General features: G+C 51.1%; 21 protein-coding genes. 5 read left to right on the forward strand and 16 right to left on the reverse strand.

The genetic code is table 11. From position 1 onward, the window contains the following. Positions 1–335 precede the first annotated feature (335 nt). Together GSVR_RS00645 and GSVR_RS00650 are read left to right on the forward strand one after the other, a co-directional pair. Positions 336–1424, forward strand: a complete 1089-nt coding sequence (locus tag GSVR_RS00645; protein ID WP_173201733.1) for a tyrosine-type recombinase/integrase — start codon at positions 336–338, stop codon at positions 1422–1424. After that, positions 1421–1903, forward strand: coding sequence for a hypothetical protein (locus GSVR_RS00650; RefSeq protein WP_173201732.1), 483 nt, complete (start codon positions 1421–1423; stop codon positions 1901–1903). Before GSVR_RS00645 ends, GSVR_RS00650 begins: the two co-directional genes overlap by 4 nt. 148 nt (positions 1904–2051) lie before the next feature. On the opposite strand, the gene GSVR_RS00655 is transcribed toward GSVR_RS00650, so the two are convergent. Together GSVR_RS00655 and GSVR_RS00660 are read right to left on the reverse strand one after the other, a co-directional pair. Beyond that, on the reverse strand, positions 2052–3611 hold the full coding sequence (locus GSVR_RS00655) for a hypothetical protein (RefSeq protein ID WP_173201731.1): 1560 nt from the start codon (positions 3609–3611) through the stop codon (positions 2052–2054). Positions 3612–3994: 383 nt separating this feature from the next. Beyond that, on the reverse strand, positions 3995–4339 hold the full coding sequence (locus GSVR_RS00660) for a helix-turn-helix domain-containing protein (RefSeq protein WP_173201730.1): 345 nt from the start codon (positions 4337–4339) through the stop codon (positions 3995–3997). A gap of 135 nt (positions 4340–4474) precedes the next feature. Between GSVR_RS00660 and GSVR_RS00665 the strand changes: the two genes are divergently transcribed. The 3 genes from GSVR_RS00665 to GSVR_RS00675 all read left to right on the forward strand — a co-directional run bounded on the left by GSVR_RS00665 (position 4475) and on the right by GSVR_RS00675 (position 7314). Further along, positions 4475–4978: a hypothetical protein gene (locus GSVR_RS00665; protein WP_173201729.1), complete on the forward strand. Its 504-nt coding sequence runs from the start codon at positions 4475–4477 to the stop codon at positions 4976–4978. A 436-nt stretch (positions 4979–5414) separates the two neighbouring features. Next, positions 5415–5936 (forward strand): hypothetical protein, encoded by a 522-nt coding sequence (locus GSVR_RS00670; protein WP_173201728.1) that lies wholly within the window; start codon positions 5415–5417, stop codon positions 5934–5936. Between the two features lie 4 nt (positions 5937–5940). Then, positions 5941–7314 (forward strand): hypothetical protein, encoded by a 1374-nt coding sequence (locus GSVR_RS00675; protein WP_173201727.1) that lies wholly within the window; start codon positions 5941–5943, stop codon positions 7312–7314. A gap of 49 nt (positions 7315–7363) precedes the next feature. Here GSVR_RS00675 and GSVR_RS00680 read toward each other — a convergent pair whose 3' ends face one another. From GSVR_RS00680 to GSVR_RS00745, 14 genes are all read right to left on the reverse strand, one after another. Continuing rightward, positions 7364–8893 carry a Fic family protein gene (locus GSVR_RS00680; protein WP_173201788.1) on the reverse strand — a complete coding sequence of 510 codons (1530 nt, stop codon included), beginning with the start codon at positions 8891–8893 and terminating at the stop codon, positions 7364–7366. 451 nt (positions 8894–9344) lie between these two features. Then, entirely contained in the window at positions 9345–9836 is a 492-nt protein-coding gene (gene radC / locus GSVR_RS00685) for a DNA repair protein RadC (protein WP_173201726.1), read from the reverse strand. 81 nt (positions 9837–9917) lie between these two features. Next, complete coding sequence (locus tag GSVR_RS00690) at positions 9918–10430, reverse strand: CHC2 zinc finger domain-containing protein (RefSeq protein WP_173201725.1); 513 nt, start codon at positions 10428–10430, stop codon at positions 9918–9920. A gap of 35 nt (positions 10431–10465) precedes the next feature. Then, positions 10466–10921: a hypothetical protein gene (locus GSVR_RS00695; protein ID WP_173201724.1), complete on the reverse strand. Its 456-nt coding sequence runs from the start codon at positions 10919–10921 to the stop codon at positions 10466–10468. Between the two features lie 85 nt (positions 10922–11006). Then, entirely contained in the window at positions 11007–11528 is a 522-nt protein-coding gene (locus tag GSVR_RS00700; protein WP_173201723.1) for a hypothetical protein, read from the reverse strand. Position 11529: 1 nt separating this feature from the next. Next, positions 11530–12228, reverse strand: coding sequence for a hypothetical protein (locus tag GSVR_RS00705; RefSeq protein WP_173201722.1), 699 nt, complete (start codon positions 12226–12228; stop codon positions 11530–11532). Positions 12229–12312: 84 nt separating this feature from the next. Beyond that, complete coding sequence (locus GSVR_RS00710) at positions 12313–12525, reverse strand: hypothetical protein (RefSeq protein WP_173201721.1); 213 nt, start codon at positions 12523–12525, stop codon at positions 12313–12315. Next, positions 12522–12956 carry a hypothetical protein gene (locus GSVR_RS00715; RefSeq protein ID WP_173201720.1) on the reverse strand — a complete coding sequence of 145 codons (435 nt, stop codon included), beginning with the start codon at positions 12954–12956 and terminating at the stop codon, positions 12522–12524. Before GSVR_RS00715 ends, GSVR_RS00710 begins: the two co-directional genes overlap by 4 nt. A gap of 76 nt (positions 12957–13032) precedes the next feature. Then, positions 13033–16485 carry a DUF6094 domain-containing protein gene (locus tag GSVR_RS00720; RefSeq protein WP_370552069.1) on the reverse strand — a complete coding sequence of 1151 codons (3453 nt, stop codon included), beginning with the start codon at positions 16483–16485 and terminating at the stop codon, positions 13033–13035. Between the two features lie 12 nt (positions 16486–16497). Beyond that, positions 16498–16629 (reverse strand): hypothetical protein, encoded by a 132-nt coding sequence (locus GSVR_RS22160; RefSeq protein WP_255569640.1) that lies wholly within the window; start codon positions 16627–16629, stop codon positions 16498–16500. A 130-nt stretch (positions 16630–16759) separates the two neighbouring features. After that, on the reverse strand, positions 16760–17314 hold the full coding sequence (locus GSVR_RS00730; RefSeq protein ID WP_173201718.1) for a hypothetical protein: 555 nt from the start codon (positions 17312–17314) through the stop codon (positions 16760–16762). 85 nt (positions 17315–17399) lie between these two features. Further along, positions 17400–19118: a VWA domain-containing protein gene (locus tag GSVR_RS00735; RefSeq protein WP_173201717.1), complete on the reverse strand. Its 1719-nt coding sequence runs from the start codon at positions 19116–19118 to the stop codon at positions 17400–17402. Positions 19119–19127: 9 nt separating this feature from the next. Beyond that, a complete protein-coding gene (locus GSVR_RS00740; RefSeq protein ID WP_173201716.1) occupies positions 19128–20012 on the reverse strand; it encodes a DUF3150 domain-containing protein in 885 nt (294 codons plus the stop codon). 77 nt (positions 20013–20089) lie between these two features. Beyond that, on the reverse strand, positions 20090–20422 hold the full coding sequence (locus GSVR_RS00745) for a WGR domain-containing protein (protein WP_173201715.1): 333 nt from the start codon (positions 20420–20422) through the stop codon (positions 20090–20092). Between the last annotated feature and the right edge of the window lies 1 nt (position 20423).

A 20423-nucleotide genomic window follows, 5' to 3' on the forward strand; every position in this document is an offset into this window, starting at 1 on the left:
CAGAAAAACGACCAACTGACTGGCCGGAATTACGTCACACTTCGACAGGAAATTACAAGGGGGGGTCAGGTTGTCAAAGATCACGGAACGCGCTCTCAGCAAAGCGTGTATTTCAGCAAACAACAATCAGCTCAAATCCTGGGACTCGGGTCTGAAGGTTGAACGAACCGGGACCGGGTTCACCGTTAACCGTCTTTATCGACGCCCACGGCCAGACCGGGTGCCGAGTGTATCGCTCTACCATGGCCCCCCTCGGGAAGTCATGGCATTCATCAACGGTTTTGTCAGCGCCGTAGTGCACACATCACTGACCAGCATCGAATCGGAGCATCCGCATGAATAATAATATCATCCCGACCGGTGGCCCTCATTCGGCACTGATCTCCAGCCAGATTCCGGACAACCTGCCAGCGGATCTTGAAGCCGCAGTGCGCAACTGGCTGGAACGTGAAGTTGCCCTGGGTGATCCACGTGAAGACACGATCAAAACCTACACGTCCCACCTCAACCATTGGCTCCGCTGGTGTGACGCCCGCAGCATCACTCCGGCTGCAGTGACCCAGGCCGATGTGGAGAGCTTTCGCCACGAACTCATCCAGGCCGGCATGAAAGCATCGTCAATCGCGGTAAAGCTGACTGTGATCAGACGATTTTACCAGGTCGCCATGAACCGGGGGTTGATCGCCATTAATCCGGCGGCCAATGTTCGCCCCCCTGTCGCACGGGAAGCTAAATCTGAGCAAAAGCATCTTACTGCCGGACAGGCGGAACTGCTGATCATGCACCTTCCCGTACTTGGCAGCATCAAGGGGTTGCGCGACCGGGCCATCATAGCCCTTATGCTGCTCGAAGGGCTCCGTCGTGTCGAAATCAAACGGGCCAACGTCGAAGACATCGAAGACGTCGAGGGCGGTGTGCGCATTCTGGTCCACGGCAAGCGCAAAGATGGTTATATCTACCCTCGGGAAGATACAGTGGCCGCCATCCGGGCCTACCTTGCGGCCAGGGGTGAGGTTGCCGTCGAGGAAACCACGATCCATCACCGGCAAGCGTTCGTTACGCCAATGTTTCTCAGCGTGCGCAAGAATGGCCGAGGCAGGGGCCGGATATCGCGCATCGGCCTCAATAGTGTCATTGATGGTTACCTGAGCAAAGCCGGTCTGAAACGGAAACGGGTTTCCTGCCATGCTCTGCGGCACACCTGCGGGACAATGCTATACGATGTCACCAAGGATATCCGGGCCGTCCAGGATACGTTACGCCATGAGGACATCAGCACCAGCGCCATCTATGCCGCCAGTGGCCGGGAACATAAACGCTTCACCAGAAAAATTCCTTTGGCAATCACTACGGCGCCGACACCGCCGGTTGGTGATTCAAACATACCATCCGCTCCTGACCAGGAGACAGAGGAGTCGCCATGATTCTCTGGGACCACGAAGGCAAACCCGTAGTCTGTGATCATAAGGATCTCACCCCTGGGGTGCTGACCATGATTTCCGGAATAAGCGACCGCTTCGATCGCGGAGTCTGCCCTTTTTGTAACAGAAGCTATTCACAGGAATTGTCATGCCATCACCTGCGCAACATCCTGATTGTCGAAGGAGACGCCTATTGGCACCGCACCTTCATCAACATATCAGGCACTCGGTTCCTGTCAGCCAGCAATGATGACGGACTCGATGGGCCGGCGGTTCAACATTGTGAAACCTGCGCGTCGCTCCGACAGAAGGTCGACATGATTCATGTGAGGTTCACCGAAGAAGACGATCCGCGCATTCGGGTTGTATCATATTGCTCCGATACCTGTGCTGCCATTCAATGGCAGAGCAACCTGAAAGTTTATCGGCAGAGGCAAAACTTACAGAAATGGCTACGGGATTCAGATTCTTATACAGGCTGATTATTTTAATACCTACAGATGTGCCTTCGTATCAAAAATGATGGATTTAGAGCGTATTGAGAAAGCTGCACGATGTGTGTATGGGAAAATTGCAGGCAATATTGTGATGGATTCTATAAGATTTACGTTTCTATGACCCAGTTGCGTTTTACTGTTTTAATAACCATTCAAATACGGGAGAAGCCAGTCGCCCATAAGTTAATGATGTCACTGAGTACTGTTTAAGCAATTCAATAATGAAATTATAAAACACCTCATTATATTTTATCGCCCGTATAAAGATATTGCCTTGTTCAATATCTGTTGCATCAAATATTAATTCAAAGACAGGTTCATTTTCGAGTAAGCACTGAGATCTCCATACGAACCTTGGCAAATTTTCAGTGACAATTTCCATTCTATGCGATGGTTCGATGTTAACATTTTCATGCATGCTACATTTAAAGCTGTTAACATCAGATAGGAAAATATCCCACAATATTTCCTTACCAAGAAAATGAAGGGTGATCGGACCAATCAAGCTGTTAAAATCAACAATAACATCATGTATCAGCTCAAATGGAATCCTTATCTTATTATACAGAGGAACGATTACTGCTCTTGGTACTGCCCGTACATTTCCAATGGTATTTTTTTTATCAAGCCATGAAGTCGAGATGGATGGCTCTGTTTTGGTTTCGCCTCCCACAATATAATTTATGGGAACACCATCAAATTCCATTCTTGCAAACGGGCCAACCTGATCATCATGAGCATAAATTTTATTTATCGTGGATGCTCGCAATAGGAAATTTGTTTCCAAAAATGGCGATGGCATTATTTCTTCAACACAATAGCCTGTTACTGTAACTCCATGCCATCCGAGAAATTCATATTGCCCCTCAGATAGTTCTGCAAGTTCAACCACCAATATAACTGGCACCTTACCTCGTAGATATGAGTAAATTGTGCTTTTTAAAAAATATTGGCTTTCGATGTTGATTGAGAACGGCTCAAGTCCTACCGCTCGAATAGCTTGGGCCATTTGTTCGATCGTCAATCCCTTGTTGGGGAGATTTCTCTTTTCTGCGAGAAAATTGTTTGTGGCAGCCTTGGTTATCTCAATAGGGGTAGGGATTGTGTGGTGGAATAATACTCCAGTGCCGTGGAATGCCGACCAGAGAGCACTTGTTGCACAGGCGGCTACGACCTGATCCTGTTCTTGAAATGCTAGAGATTTAACAGAAAGTTTGATGCCATAGAGATTTACATCATATTTACGGGTTACCGGGAAATCTCTTTTCCCATCGGTGGGGTAAGTTTTTAGGCATGTTCTGCCAAGGATGGTTTTTGGGAGTGGTTTTACAACAATGAAGCCAAGATACGAATCACGCAACCGATCGACAAATTCTCTGTTGTTACCAGACAATGCACCAAAAAAATCATCTTCAGTGAAGACAATGTCGAAAAAATGTATCCTAGTGCATTTACGGTTGTAGTCGTGAAAGCATTTGACGTAATAGCTGGCATAGTCATCGAGATAGTCTCTGTCGATGTAGCTATACTCAACTATTATGGTGTAGGCTTGTATTTCTTTTAGGTAGGTCTCAAAATATATTGCGTGTAATTTGGCCTCAACAGTGCCAAATTTGGGGGTATATGTTTCTGATATTATATCTCTTAGCACTTCAATGTCATACTGAACAACCTTGAACGACGTCTGATCCATGTTATTCCAATTAAAGATTTAAGGGTTTACGAAGAATGTGTGGGTCAAGTATCCGCTCTCTTGCTAATTGCGACGTTGCTTCTTCAGCATGCTGTTTTGCCGTCTCAACGACCTTACGGCCCTCTCCTGATGCTACCCACTCTCCAGCCTTTCGTGCTAACTCTCGAACCTCATCAACGGAACAAGCACGCCAGTCAACCATCATAAACCTCCCCATTGGATTTTGTATACAGTATACAAAAAAAGACACAATACCTTAATCTAAAAGAACACCCCTGTCAATAGGGCAGAAAAAAGAAAACCACCGTCACATAAAGGAAACGGTGGAACAATCGAATTACGTTGTTTAGGAAATTATTGACAAATTGATACCGCTCTCTAAATCAAGTTTTCTTGAGGAGCTCTATCATTTCAAAAATGCGACTCTGGTCTTTTGCTGTCAATGAAGAAAAGCTACTAATGAGTTCCTTAGCTTTCCCGTAGCGAATTACATCTAGAAAGTCAGCTTCTGGCGTTTTCCCAAGCAAGTAATCAACAGAAACGCCAAGCGCATTCGCCAGTTTAACAAGAACTACGCTACTGGCCGTTCGCTCTTTACTAAGAATTTGGCTCAGTGCTGCGGGGCTAATACCTGCCATTTTAGACAGCTGGGTTTGGTTAATATCCAGTGACGTCATCTTTTCACGGATTTTATCTGAAAGAATGTCTTGATCAATTACATCGTGCATACAGACTTCTTACCAGAGTTTTTACAAAACCGCAAGAAAATATTCACAGGCGTGAAATTGTCCTTGACACCCATAGCAGGGGTGTTTATATTCACAACTGTGAAGTTAAATTTAACAGATGTAACGGAGCACGCCATGAAAAAAATCGAGTTGTTTATCCAGGGTGAAGGAATCAAGGGCATCGTACTTATCGAGGTGCTTCCAAGGAACACAATCAGTGAACTCCTGAAAAGAGTAAAGGATGATGGAATTATCAACAACGATTTTGAAAAGTTGATGGTTTACCTGGAAGACGAAGAGCAGCATATCGATTCAGGTATGTGTCTTGAAGAAGCTGGGGTTCACCACAGGAAACATGTTCATATTCACCGTTGCCAGCATATCGAGGTTACCGTGAATTTTAACGGTCAGGAAAAAACTATCTCGTTCGCACCATCCGCAACGATTAAACGTATATGGAAATGGTCAACAGGCCCACATTGCTTTGATCTTGCGGAAGTAGATGCCTCTGAGCACACACTTCAAATCTGTGGCACTAACAACCGACCCGATGAAGATACTCACGTTGGATCTCTTGTTACATGTCCGGATTGCGCTATCTGCTTTGACCTGGTTCCCAAAAAACGCGTGGAGGGGTGAATCATGCCAAATGAAGCGAACTTAGCGGAAAGCGTATTTCGTACGCATCTCTCCAATGGTCCTTTCCAGAATGGCGTCGCACGGAATCGCTGGCGGCTTTACGACGATTCCACCTGGCCAATCGTAATTATAGCAGTTACTGCATCTCGGCGAGAGAAGAGTCCCGACGAATTTCTCATCCGGTTCGATCTTACAAACTATCCCCAAGATGCCCCCACTGCAGACCTGTGGGATATTGAAAAAAACATGAAGCTTGATGCCTCAAAGAGACCACAAGGAGAGCGTAGAGTTGCCCTCGCCTTTAGAGCGGACAGGAACAGCTTATACCTTCCATGTGATCGACAGGAAATTCTTGGGCATCCGGATTGGCGAAACCTACACCCATCAATGCTATGGTCTCCTGATGGAGATATTACTCAGTATTTAAGGATTGTCTATGACCTTCTCAATTGCAGCGATTATACGGGAGTTGCTAGCTCCTAAGCACATACTATGCTGCTCAAGCAAACTGTGGACTACAGGATTACAGGAGTTAAAGAGACGCGGTAAAGGTTCACGTGAAAGTGGTGCATTTGTTCTTGGAACTGAACAAAATGGCCGCAGGAGAATTAGCCGATTCGTTTATTACGATGATCTTGAGCCTGACTGCCTTAATACCGGCGTGGTCGTAATGACTGGTGAAGGTTACGGATCATTGTGGCGACTCTGCAAGGAAACTGGCTTAAAAGTTGTTGCAGATATTCACACGCATCCTGGAGTGGCGCGTCAAAGTTATCTCGACAAAACAAACCCGATGGTTGCCACGCAGGGGCATATCGCTATTATCGTCCCAAACTTTGCAAACACGCCAGAGAATACTGGTTTGCTTGGGATGTACGAATATCTTGGTTCTCATAATTGGCATGATTTCAGCGGTAAAATGGTAAAGCAAAAATTCTACATCGGGATCTGGGGGTAGCTCTATGAGAGAGGAAAATGATTCTGAAAAGCTTCATCGTACAGCTAAGCTTTTTATGGATTCTGGAGATGCCACATCAGAAGAAGAGGCTGTCCGCAAACTTGAGGGCTTCATATTGTCAATAGAAGTTGGCCCAGACATCGCAACATCCCCAACTCGTCAGGCTATTTTGTTAACAACGGTGAACACGGCCAGACGCTGTTTTCTCGGTGGAGTTTACGTGTACGGAACTACTGATGTTGAATTGCTTGTGCCCTGGAAAAATTTTAAATCTCTTCAGGATGCCGTGATTGATCTCAGAGGCAAAATTGACGCTGCGGCAAAAATAACTTCACCCCAAATAATTATTGGTAATGTTCCCGAATCGAGAATTGAATCTGGGTTTTCTATTCGAGCAACTTTTGATGGCTGGTGTGGTGGAGTTACTCCTTCTGCAACAAAGCAACGTCTTTCGGAATATAAAGAGTTCACTCCATCAGGAGTACTTGCTGGGGGGTTGGCAGTGTCAGAAGCATTCCAACATGTTTGCGGTTATGTAATGGCCGGTCGACGCGATGTTGGGATGTCACTGTGGAATCCAAACTCCAACACTTCATGGATGAGCCAAAATACCGGCCCTGAGCTCAATTCTTTACCCGCCAACCTCTGGATAATTGGCCTTGGACATCTTGGCCAGGCATTCTTGTGGACTCTCGGACTGTTACCATACAAGACGCCTGATGAGTTACATCTTGTTATGCATGATCATGACATTATTGACTCTGCTAACGACAGCACCTCACCATTGACATTCCCTGAACTAATCGGAAAGAAAAAAACACGTGCAATGGCTGACTGGTGCGAGGAAAGAGGATTTAAGACAACACTGATAGAAAGACGATTTGATCAACACTATCGTCTTGGGGACGACGATCCGCGAGTTGCACTGTGCGGCGTCGATAATGCACAGGCTAGGTCAGTGTTAGAAAAAATCGGATTCCGGTATATTGTCGAAGCCGGACTAGGTAAAGGAATACGTGAATTCATGTCATTCCAGGTACACTCTTTTCCGAGTCAGCAAAAAGCGGATGCTGTATGGAAAGAATATGCGCCAAAGAATAATGATGATGAATTGGTTGCACAACCCGCATACTCTAACCTTGCAAAAAAAGGTGTGGATTCTTGTGGCATTGCTATGCTGGCGGGTCGAACTGTAGGCGCATCTTTTGTAGGCTCAACAGTAGCCAGTCTGGTTGTTTGTGACATATTGAGGATGATTCACGGTGGCGACCGATATGCATTGATTGACGGGACATTGTCCTCTCTTGCCAATCGAACAGCCATATACAATACTTCGGCAAATGTGCCATTCAATCCGGGTATTACGAAACCAAAATAAAAAAAGGCGACCGCTGGGGCCGCCTCTCAATCCTGCACAGACTCATACTTCATTGTGACAACATCGAATTGGCAATGAATTCCGCAAAATGCTTTATCTCACCCCGCGAACTCGCTGCTTCCAGAGCAGCCATGTAATCACTTCGTTGCTCAATGCGGATTACTGTCCACGGATACCCACCAGACGCCAGCATGGTATTCATCAGGAACCGGCCCAATCTACCATTGCCATCAAAATACGGATGGATGTACACGAAAAGAAAATGTCCAAGAACGGCACGTACGGCTGCGTTGGGCTCCGCCTCCAGCAAGTCGCACAGTTCCGGCATCATGTCACGGACCGCTTCCTGGGAAGGCGGGACATGGGATGCGTTCCGGATAAATACCTTGTCTGCCCGATAACCGGCTAGATCCGCCGGCTTGAGAAAGCCGGCATCGACGTTTGGCGTGAAAAGCTTGCGATACCATGAGCCGTGATCCAGGCGGAATGCAGCGCCCGGGTTTGCACCTGCAAGAATGCCTCTGATCGTTGCCTTAACCTCATTATGCGCAAGCCAGTACCCATGAGCAGCCATGGCATTTTTTGCTTCTGCGTCAGAAGCATTATCTTCGGGATTCCAGTTTCCGGTAGCAACCTTCTGAATAAGCTCGGCAGTTACACGGTACCCCTCAATCGACAGAGAGTGATAGGCATCGGTCTGGTAGGTTTCCTCAACAACCTCCATATATTTATCAATATCTGCTGGAGTGCCAGGTTCGAGTGGGAAACAGGCAATTACTGTTTCCCTCATAGCTTGCCACATCAAGCGCATACGAAGAACGTACGGTGATTGTGCTCTTGTGAATTGCAGGCTTGGTGGTGCAACGTTAAATGGATTTGTTTCGTTCACCACAAACCCTGCAGCCCGCATGGTTGCTAACACATCATCCGCCAATTCTTTACGGCCAGATGCCCGCAATGCACCGGCAAGACGCCCGGCAATTGTACTATGGCCCCCTTCAAGCAGTTCGCGATTGAGTTCTGATGCATCACGAAGTTGATGCAGGGCAATTTGTGCATCCTGTGCAAATGTGACGAAAAATGCTTCGGGCACACGGATGAGTGCTAAAGGCAGGATTAGAGCTCTGACTCCATCAACGGCTTGTATTTTTGCTGATGACGGGAAATCCTTGGCCTTATAATCAAGGATTGAACAATCGTCCGGTAGCTGCAACAGGCCGTTTTTCCCAAGCGGCGAGTGAATCACAACCTGCCGTGGCGAGATTGTTGTGCCGGCGTGTAAAAGCAATGAGTATTCTGCCGATACATGCCATTTATCGCCAAATCTCTCATCGCAGTAGCCATGAATAAAGTCACGCATTGCCGCATACCAGGGAGTGCTGTCACCGGTGTCCTCTCCCGGGCGTGATGGCATATACCATCCTTTGACAATCAGTCGCAGGAATCCGTTGCTGACAAGACTTTCCCGCTGTAATCGAGTCAGGTCACTCGATTTTACTGCAGTCTTCCCACCATCCTGCAGTTTTTTCAGGACATCGAGTGCATCTGCAAGTCTGCGTTGTGCTGGCGTTGTTGCCATATCCATACCTCTGTCTCGGCTAGGTTATTTTGTCTCATACTAGCTAGATTATTGTGAGTTGTCAACGCTAGACTATTGAGCATTGTTACGGGAAGACTATTATGTTCATCAACGAATAAAAGGCGACCACTAGGGCCGCCTCTATCCAGACCGGACGGGTATCCGGACTGAAGATGCTAGTAGGGTTTCACCCCCGAAAGAATGGCAAGAACCTCGAATTCGCCTCCTGCAAGATTGTTTCTCTGCAGAGCCTTCTCAAACTCCTCCCAACTCAGTGTGAACTCCCTACCGTTAATGCGTGCTCGAACTGACATGACTCTATCCCCCTTATCGTTGTGATGGTGGCCCAAAAGGGCTCCCTACAACCACCGCTGGAACGGTGGCTCTAAGGAACCCTTTTGGGCTGGGGGAAGAGCCGAGGGAGGGCGTTTGAGCGCCGCTCCCTCATTATTTACAAGAGTCCCCTTTCAACAAAACTCAGGAACTCGTCATCACCGACTATGATGTGATCAAGCACCTTGATGCCGAGGATTTCGCCACTTTCCTTGAGACGTCTGGTGATGGCGATATCTTCCTGGCTGGGTGTCGGGTCACCTGTAGGATGATTATGCACGAGGAGCACGGCCGCCGCATTCGAGAGGCATGCCGTTTTGAAGACCTCGCGGCTATGGACAATGGCCTGGTTGAGCGATCCAATCGATACTCGATCAAAGCAGACGATCCGGTTTTTGCCGTCCAGATGCAGAACTATGAAGTGCTCCTTCGTCTCCAGACGGAGATCCCGGAACATCTCGAATACCTGCTGGGGTTGCGTAAACCGCATTGATACCCACTGTGGGGCGTCGTCTCTGACAACCTCGTTGCGATAACGGGCTTCGATTGCTTTTATGAAGATTCTTTTTGTTGTCGGTGCTGCTGGTTCTCCGAAGAGATCGAGATTCATGTCCGCCTCCTAAAATGTTGAGGGCGGACTCCCCCAAGGGGCAGTGTCCGCCCCCATAGGGTTGATTGTTATTGATTCAGGTTACTGGAGCGCCAGTACAGCCTCCCGGAAGTTCACACCATCAAGTTCCATCGTGGCGCTGATCGAATCCCATGACCGGTTGCAGACAAAGCAATGGACATGGTTATCGTAAAGCGCCATGGACGGATTGCGGTCCTTGTGAAACGGACAGCATCGATACCGCCCTTTGGAAAATTCGATGATGCTGGTGATGGGATACTGACGGGCTTGGTCGATCATCTCCGGGGTTATTCCGCCGGGTGCCTGCACCGTCTCCTTGCCATTGACATGGTTGAGAAGCGCTGTTGCCTCCCGTTTCAGGGGGCGCAGCTCCTTTTCCTGGTCTCTGATGAAGGATTCAGTCAGGGCTTTGACCAGCGGATCAGAACTTCGCTCGATCCGCCGTTGGGCTCCCCAGATTTCACGTTCCAGATGTTTGATTTGCGGTTGCAGGAATGAAAGTCGGCGCATGATCGCATAGCGTTCCGGTACGCCGAATTCCTTCGCTGCAGAGATGACGGTTTTCACAGTCATTCTTCTCGTACATCCTGTAGTGTAATGCCCTATGTTCATGCTGTGCCTCCAACGATCCTGACCGAACGGAACGGAGTCCCCCAGACGGCTTCGCCTCCGGAACTGCTCCGGGATTTGATCTCCAGGTGACATGGAATCCACCCGGTTGACCGACCGACGATAAAACGTCGGCGATCCCCATAGCAGTCGATGACCTCCACGCGCTTTCCTTCCAGGCCGATCAGATCGGCTGTCAGGTCAACACGCGAGCGCCATCCAGTTGAGATATTCTTCTGGCGGGCTTTATCAACCAGGGCAGCGTACTTGCGATAGGCTGCCATGGTGCCGCGTTCGTTTGGAACAGGGGAATTTTCAGGAGAGTTCAGTTCAGTTGCCAAGGCTCCCGCCTTCTTCAAGACGACATCGAAGCCCAGGCAGGTATAGAACTCGCCGTGATCGAGAACATAAACACCGCCGGCATAGCCGGGGTTGAGAGTGATTTTTGTGGGCATGGTCTATCTCCTTTGCAATATGCCGGGGAGACAGACTTCCTCCTCGGGGAGTTGTCTCCCCGCAGGTTGAAATATAGTTGTTGGGTCAGTCGCGCAGTCGTTCGTCCCAGCAGCACGCGCCGATAAAATGGGCGTAGTCGTCGTGCTGATAGAAGATGCGTGCTGACGATTGCAGAATCATGTTGCCGCAGCCGATGCACTTCACGGCCCGTTCAATGGGGCTGTCTGCTACCGTCAGTTCCCGGATGAAGGTTTCATCGCAGTTCTGACATTCAAATATCTCCCGGTCGATACCCAACAGGGTGTCGGTTCGTGAGACTTCCAGAAAACAGCCGCATACCAGGCAACCGAAATGATCCGGTATACCGGTTTCCGCATTTCTCTCATATTCGTAATTGTTGCGGGCGACGCGTAAATTCTCCTCAAAGTTAATCTCCATCCGCTTACAGAAGTGCATCAGGTCCGTGAGCATGTCTTTGACGTCATCTTCGTCGCCATCGAAATCCCGTCCTTCGAGTGTCAGGCAGTAGGCCTGCATAACCGTGTCGATTCGGTCGGCACGCTCCTCGTTGGTCGGTTCGTCTGTCGTTCGCTCAAGAGGGCTCATGTCACCACCCCCTTACTTTCATTTGATTGAGAACCATTCCCAGATTGATTCCAGACTCGGTAATCTTCTCGATGTGTCCAACAGCACGAGCGATTTCGCCGCTGCTCTGGGGTACATTGAGGAGACATTCTTCCTCGAACCCCTCGACATCGTAGTCGAGAATAATCACGTCCATTTCCGGGAGCTGCTCCGGTGCGTTGCTGACAATGCTCTGCACCAGACCGCCTTCGAGGACGAAGCCGACAATCGGTTTGGACGGAGGTGGATCTTCCGTCCGGGGGCCGATATCGCCGGTTTCTGTTTCGCTGATCCGCTGTTCCAGCCATTGGCCGGTAAAGCTGTACTGAATGTCATCAGCGGTGATGAAGACTGCTCCGCCGCCGAAGCCATCCGGTCTCATCCGCGAACAGGTATAGGCGCTTTCCTTGGAGATCCAGGGAAGTTCACCGTTGGAGCGGCGAATAATCTCTTGGAACCTGCTGAAAAGATCGTCCTCACTGAGTTCGATCTCTTCTCCGCCGGGCTCCTCCGGATCGAGGTAGCCATTACAGCACCACTCCTCCGCGTAGAGGTAGAACTTGTCCTCGCCGTCGGATTCAAAGGTGATGCTGAACGCCTCGATAATGCGTCGGTCCTCGGCGTTGATCAGGTGTTTGGGAATGGAAGGTTGGAATACTGATTGATTCATGTAGTCTGCCATGGTCTGTCTCCTTTGATTGATGGTGCGGGGAGACAGAAACCCCGAAGGGAGACGTATCTCCCCGATGGGGTTGGCGGTTAATTGTCAGGAAACTCTTCTGATAGAGCCGCCCTTGTCGGTGTACCACCCGGGAGGAACCGTGAAACCGTCGCTGAGAACGAACAGCATCTCCGGTTTGTGCTTGTTCCGTACCAAGTAGTAACCACGGCCTTTTGCATCAAAGGCTTCATAGGCGGTCATGCCATTGGGGTCATTGACGGGTTGCCACTCAAGAGAACTCAGATCTTTCCCTCTCATGGTGATTCACCTTGACCGGTCACATCTGTGCAAGTTTCCCGTTCATCATGGATGCCTGGCTCGTCGAGTACTACAAGGAGCACCGTGTCGGTTTCCCACCGAACATCAGTATGTTTGTAGTAGCCAGACCAGAAGAAATCACTGTCGGTGACGTTCAGAGTATTACACTCCATCCGTCCCTCGAATTCCTTCAGGGCTACCTTGCCGTTGTCCGGTTCGGCATCCCAGTCAGCCGCCATGAAATCACAGGCATGGTTGAATTCGCTGATTTTGTAGGCTTTCATCTGCCTTACAACCACCGCAAGTTTCTTGATCCGCTCGATGTGCGTGGCATCAAGATCGATGACGGCGTAGTCAGCGTTGTCAGAGAAGAACTCGCTGTTGTCGTGAACGGGAATGATGATGCGTTTTCCTGTGATTGTGTCTGTCATTACAGTCTCCTTGTTGTATGCGGAGACCGATCACCCCGGCGGGGAATCGATCCCCGCGAGGGTAGTGATGTATGTTCTAAGCGCGTTTCCGCAGTGGTGGGGGTGAACGCAGATAGACACCGAACAGGGTGAACTCCAGGGCTCCAGAATCCAGCAAGGTCTGGTACATGCCGAATGGCAAGTCCCGAGAGACCTCTCTGCCGCCTTCACAATGGATGACGGAAATGGATGGTGGAGTTGGAGCAGGTTCCGGTCTGGTGACCGGCAGTTGGATGATGTTATTCTTGATCGGTGTCATTGCTTTGTTGTCCCCCCTGACTCGGGCATTCTCGTGCTGGGTCATCTTCTTTAACAGGGACGACGGGTCCGTGTAGTTAAAGTTCCCCTCCTTGAGCGCTTTTGTCATCAGGGATGAAAACGACTGGCTGCTGCTGCATTCAGCCGGGTCGATGTCCGGTGTTTCCCCTTCCGCGAGCTTGGCGACCATCCTCTTCTCCAGGGTGTAGGCAAGCTGCAGTGCCTGGACTTCCGAAGAGGTGAGATACCAGTAACGAACGGGACGAACTTCCCCGAACTGGGCCCGGTGGATGTCAGCGGTATTGACACGACGGATTCTACCGTCTCCCTGTTCTGCCAGTCTGGTGTTGGACGTGTAGTCGTACCAGACGAGGTTATTGAACTGGGATAGGTTGAGACCCGTGGCGACGCGGTGGAACGAGACAACAACGACCTGAGCCGTTACCTGCTCGAACCAGCCGACCAGCTTTTCTGGAGCAACCGAGTCGGGCAGGATCTCAATGCTGGCGCCCTGCACGTTATCCCGAAGGATGCGTTTCAAGACGGGGCGCATGTCGATCTTCTGCGTATTGCCTGTATAAACCAACAGACGCTCTCCCCTGTCGATCACCCCCTGGGCGATACCGATCAGTTTTTCTTCTTTTTCCAGCAGCAGCTCCCCGTCGGGAAGCGACAGCCGGTGCAGCGTGCCAAGCGGAATATCCCGCAGTTTCAGTTCGTCGTTGTAATGCCGGAACGTATCGCTTACGCGCAGTAACGCGGCATTGCGGACGGCTGCAGCTGCCAGGAGGTCTTCCGGCGGCAGGTCTGCCTTGTCGATGATGTTTTCGATGCTCCGGTGGCAGGTTTCCACCAGGGCGTGTGATTGACACTTGATGACTTCCCGTTCCACAGGAGGCAGGTCGTCGAAGTCGTCACTGTCCACATTGACGAAATTGGGAATCGTAAAGATAAGGGCTGCCGGTGATATACCAGCCGTGTCGTAGGTAGTGACACGCTCCGATTCACGGTGACGGTTTTTCTCATCGGTTTTCCTGACGGTCTTGAACGCTCCGTATTTCGTCTGGAAATCAGTGGCCGACTTCATCTCCCAGCCGGCACTCCGCATTTGCATTGGATTCAAGCCCCACAGGATGTTGTAGATGGATTTTGCCATGCCGTTGGTCACGGTGGCGGTGAGGGCGAGAACCTTTTTGGAGGTTGCCGCAAGCCGGATGAACGCGGTCCCCTGGTTACTCATCAGGTTGGCAGCGTTATGGGCTTCGTCGAAGATGGCGAGGTCGAACGGTATTCTCTTCAAGAGCCGGATGTACGGAAGCTGCTTGTTGTGCGTCCGGGCTTCCGTGGCGGTGCCGTTGTTCTCGATCTCGCTGATCCAGCGACGATAGGTCATGACAGGTCGGTCATTTTCCGGGATATAGGTAAAGAGTGGTTCGCCGCAGTACGAGCACTTGGGTTTGTCACCCTTGCGGATCTTCTCTGACAGAGGCGAACGGCATGATGGGCAGACTTCCGTGTATTCCACGGAACTGTGGCCATCCTTCTTGACGATGGTTTTGCGACTCTTGATGCAAAGCCGGTATTTCGGGTGCATGCGGAGCCGCGTGTAGGCGATCAGGTAGAGACCATGCGGCCTGGTTGCAGAAAGTTCCTTCAGGGCTTCCCAGGAGTCGATGACATGCACATTGAACCCTTCGTTGGCGTACTCCTTTGCCAACTGGGGGATGAGCTGTGGCTCCGATACCATCACCGTGCGTTTGGCCTCAGTGAGGTACTTCACCGCTTTTGCCATCCATGTTTTCCCGGTGCCGGTGTTGGCACGAATGCCAATGCCCCGGCGGCCTGAGCGATACGCCTTGATGACCGCCTTGACCGCTTCCCGTTGTGGGGGGAGCAGACCGATCCCCTTCAGTTCATCAACCAGGTATGTTTCATCCTGGCCGATTTCATGGAGGGGTTGGTAGAGCCGTGAGAGTTTCTGCAGAAGCACCGATGAGAGACGGCTGTTGAGTTCGTAGTAGTCGAACCCGTGTTCCCGGGCCGGTTTCACGTACCCGTGACGGTCCATCAGAAAGGCTTCGACGGTGGGCTTGCAGACCATCGTCTCGCAGTTGTTCTCCGGGTCTTTGAAGGTCTCGGTTTTGGTGATGACCATGAATTTTGCCAGGAAGAAGTCGCCGTTGATGGTGACGGATTCTATCTGACTGTTCATGGCAGCAAGTTGTACGGCATGCGCCGTTCGCAGAGTTGAGATGGGCTGGATGCTGGTGTCGTAGGACGACGGATACTGCCGATCAAGCACCATGACTGCCGCCTTGTCGAGCCGGTCCTCGCAGTCCCGGTAGAACTCCGTGAGGTCGCGGGCCGTCATGAGCGGGCGGTTGCTGCCATTACTGCCGCCAAGAGAAAGAGTCTGGCTTTTGCTCTGCACGGTATACTTCCCCCGGACAGCTCCTTCTCCCAGATTGGTAGCGGGCCAACTCTGAAAACGTGAATATTGATGATAAAGATCGCTGCTGTTGTCCTGGTTCTTTGCCAGAAACACGACCACCTGCTTGAAGCGGGCGTATTCCTCGCTCTGGAAAGCGTAGGCAAACGGAAACGTCCCCTGGATGATGTCCAGCAGTCTCCCTTTCAGCTCATACTCGGGAATGATGAGAACCATCACTCCTTCGTACGCCAGCAGAGGTGCTGTCTTTTCCAACCAGGTGACGAGTTCGTTGCCGGCGGCCTTGTTGTAGGGAGGATTCAGTAGGATCAGGTTGAACTTGCCGGAAAGCTCTACGTCGAAGAACGACGAGTTGAGCTTCTGGGTTGTTCCGTGAATCCTGGCGAACCTGCCGGCGTCAAGTTCAACGGCATAGGAGAGGATTTCGTGAGGTGAACCGTTGGAGGCGGCATAGCGTCGCTTGAGCCAGCGGGTCACTGTGGTCAGGAATTCGCCTTCACCCGCGCAGGGGTCAAGGACGGAGATGGTTTTCAGGGCATTGTAGCGCCGGCTTTTCCAACCGAATGACGGTTCCAGAATGCGGAGAACCGTCTGAACGTCGGATGGAAAGGTCGGGTAGTATCCCTTGTTCAGTTCATTCCCCCGGGTGCGGGAAAACGAACTGTTGATGGTAGTGGTAAGTTCCATGCCTGTCTCCTTGATAAAAGGGGGCAGGCGGAGATAACACCCTCGCCGTTCAGGGAGGAGGTTAAAACCGCCTACCCGCAGAGGGATAGAAATTATTGTTTCTTCGTCTCAGTGATCCCAATAGCGCCGGTCATACCAGCGGCCATTGATCTTGATCCGGTTGTCGGCATCGATGGGAACAGTACGGTCATAGCTGCCGCCTTCCTTAAGGACGGTGCAGCGTCCCGTACCGCCTTCCACCGTGGGTCCGAAGCCGGAAATGTAAAACTGCCACTCGCCATGAGTACCGTTATGTTAGACTTCACGGTGTTGAACGTAGCCGTTTTTGATGATCCGGCGTTCCCAGTTATCCGATACCCGTTCAATTGGATTACGCATGGTGTTCCTCCTTCTCGATGGTGAAGTGCGCTGTTGCTGGAGGCATCTTGAGCCCGCCGTACTTGAGCCGGTTGACTATCTCCGACTTGAGTTCATGGACCCGGAATTTCCAGCACCGCTTGTTTCCCACAAGAGGTTCTATTTCCGTGGACACCTCGTTGAACAGTGCCTCGTACCAATCGCGATGAACAAACTCCCGCTGATCGAGAATCCTGGTAAAGACCTGGCAGCAATCCGCCTTAGAGGTGCCGATCAGAAACGACGAGTCAGACGAAGGCGTAATGTATGCCCCCGAATACCCTTCGCCCATCTTCGGGATGACCCGCAGGGGATGGTTGCTCCAGATGTTGATTGAGCTGTCTTCTTTACCGTGACATTCAAGTGACCCCTTCATGGCAAGAATCTGGGCGAAAGCCCGAATCTCCTGAGTGGGTCCGTAGGCGGTGAGATAGAAAAGATTGCGGGCGCCGGGCACAGAATCGTCCAGGAACATATCCCGGCAGATGATTGTTGCCGACGCCTTGTCGTTTGAGATGGTTATTTTCATGGGTTCTCCTCGTGTAATACCGACGGAGAACGCACATCTCCCTGTGGGGAATGGCATTCCCCGTCGGGGTGTGATCATGAAATGATTACTTTGTGAGTTTATCCTGAAGCATACCGAAAAGCGCAGGTGGTAGTTCCTCGACGCTATATACAACGCCGTAAGTCGGAAATATCGTACGTACCGACTCCTCGCAGATACCAAGCCCCATGGGCTCGATACCTTGCTCCAACAACCACCGGATTGCTCTTTTGGTGGTTCGCAGGTCATCAGGCTCGCCATCAGTTACACTGAGCAGAATTTTCCTGGGTTCCTCCCTTTTGAGCAATTCCACCCCAGCCCAGTACAGTGCCTGAGCCAGAGGTGTGCCACCGCCTGCCGACATCCCGAATTTGGACGAGCAGGGACGCTCTCCAAACCGCACCAAAGGTGCTACCCCATCGCTGTTGCCGACTGGAAACGCGGCAACGGCAGCAAAACATCCAGGGATTGAATCAAGGGCCTCTGCCACAACATATGCAGTTTTAGAGGCAACCTCGATTTTCTGGTGTTGCATGCTCCCACTCCTGTCCACGAGGATCATGATGGCGGTATTGACCTCAGTTTTCTCCTCTTGGTGCAGAAACAGCCTGGTGTCGTTTAATGCAAGACGATGCATCACCCGGTTATCTATCTTGCTACCGGTGCGGCGTGCATGACGTCTCCTCAGTCGGCTTGCCTGGATTAATCCGCTAAGCCGGGCTCTGAGCAGCGCCGTATGTCTTCTGGTTTCATGGATATCGATGGGAAAGGTGCGCAGAGAGGCCTCCGGTGGAAGCAGAACGCCACCCCGATTGCCGACTGTTTCACCCTCAGTTATCAGTTCATGTTTGAGAATTTCACCGACATCGCCAAACCCGCCAGGATCACAATCTAGCATTTCCTGAAGAGCCTCGGGATTACCACCCAATTCCCCACCGGAACCACTCTCTGGAACAGAAGGCGATGGATTGGCTGCAGCTTGGGACTGAGAGTCTTTGCATGCTGCAGTACCGGTGCTATCACCATCGAGTGATGAATCATCGGTATCCTGTTTCGGTTTTCCTGACTGTTGGTCAGTGCCGGATGTCTGATTGTCTTCTTCCTGATCATTGGAACTGCCATCAGGTTTTGACCCATCAGAGCTGCAGGTGGTTTTCGTCTTCTGGTCTTGCTGACGTTTCCGTTCCTGCTCCTGTTGCTGTTTTTTATCACGGATCAACCGCAGTATCTCTTCCGCCATGGATTGTGAGTCCCTGGTGGAGACGAGATTCGGAATTCTCTCGGTCAGGTCCAGCAACTTTTTGTATCCGGTGCCGAGAAACCCGTTGACCGTACTGCTGGTCATGGCAAGGATGTCACTGAAGTCCTGATTCAAGGTTAGCCGCCCCCTGGCGCATAGCCATGCCAGTAGGGTCTGTGGTGGGTCTTGAAGTGACGGTGTGAAACTCCCCTGTTGCTTCAGGTGCTCGGCCAGATCTTTCAAATTCGACCGGCACCCGGGATACTTCGCTCCCATCATCTTCTCGATACGGATGTCTTCAAGAATGTTTGTCAGGCACTTGAGCATGGAGGTACTACTTTTAACGCTGAAATCCGTGAACCGGATGTGGGCGCTCTCGTGGTCGATATAGCCACGGGCAAGCAGTGCCGCCTCTTTGCTGTCCGGCAGGGACGGAAGATTGATAATCCGACCGTTGGTGTACGCCTGGTCGCCGGAGATCTGTACCTGAATGTCGTATTTCTCCCCGAGTGCCTTGGCAACCAGGGGCAGTGTGGTGTGTTTCATGGCGGCCTCCTAGAAAAACCATTCGCTGGGCAAACTTACCGGCTCAGCGGGTCTGGTTTCGATAAGGATGGTTTCGGCGACCTCGTCTTCTTCCTCTGCCGGGACTTCATCCAGCGGTAAATCGCCGAGGACATGCAATATCCCGATAAGTGAGGTGAGATTCCGTCCTTCAATGGGGCCACTCTTTGGCAATGTGGCCAGGACTTCTTCAACCTGGACAGCCAGAGTGAGCAGATAGGGAGAGAGGAACTCAAGACCGCGCAGTTTTTCGAGCATGGACTTGATCGGGCGTAGCGCTTTCCGGGTTACGGAAGGGCGTCCCTTGTACGACTCCTCCCAGGCTTGCCTGGCTTGTTGATTGATTTCATAGATCAGCCGTTCTGACAGGGTACTGGCATGTTCGTTCAGCCCCTTGTCCAGTCCGTCGATGTTCTTGACCTTGAACGCCTGGACTGCGAAGCCCAGACGGCGTGCCGCTGTTGACGCTGGTTCTACTCCCTTTTCGATGATGGCTGCCCATTCGGGGTTCGCATCAATCCATTCCCTCAGACTGCGGTCGTACTCCGACAGAAATTCCTGTTTCTCCTTCTCAAACTCATCCCGGACACCGTCGAGGATCTTCATCACCTCGTCGGCCTTATCCTCTGGTATGGCATAGCCACCGAGGAATCTGACACCTACCGCTTCACACTGCCGTTCGGCACGACGCTTCAGGGCGCTGAATACAGCAAGTTTCTCCGGGTCGCAGATCTTCTTGCTGCCGAGAGTGGCCAGTTTTTCGGGAGGGAGTTTGGAAAAGTCGAGCCCAAGGTCTTCCGGTGAGAGCTTCTTCCGGCCAGTCCAGAGTGAAATGGACAGGGACACAACTACCAGCTTTGAAAGTATTTCGTTCATGTTCATTCTCCTTTGATCAGTATGATGGTGTGATCAAGGGAGGCCCCTAACAGGGAGAAGGCCTCCCCTGAAGGGCGTTAGAAGAACCAGTCCTTGGTGTTTGCACCGGACATAAGATCCTTCATGATTGTTTTGTCTGTCTGTTTCCGGGGTGTTGGCAGGACAGGTTCACGAGGCGGCGATGAAGCAACTTCGTAGTACCCTTTGGCCAGCTTTTCCTTCTTCTTCTTGGAAACGAACGTGAAAGCCTCGGACATTGAGTTGACGTCATAAGACTTCGTCTGCCCCTGGCTTCGCGTTGGCCCCCAATTGACCGCAATCCGCGGCGGATCGTCATGAATCTGGGCGATCCAGAACTTGCCGCCAGACGCAGTGCTGCACTGGAGATGGAGATGCTGTCGTAATGCCATG

The sequence above is a fragment of the Geobacter sp. SVR genome, from assembly GCF_016865365.1.
Taxonomy (GTDB): domain Bacteria; phylum Desulfobacterota; class Desulfuromonadia; order Geobacterales; family Pseudopelobacteraceae; genus Pelotalea.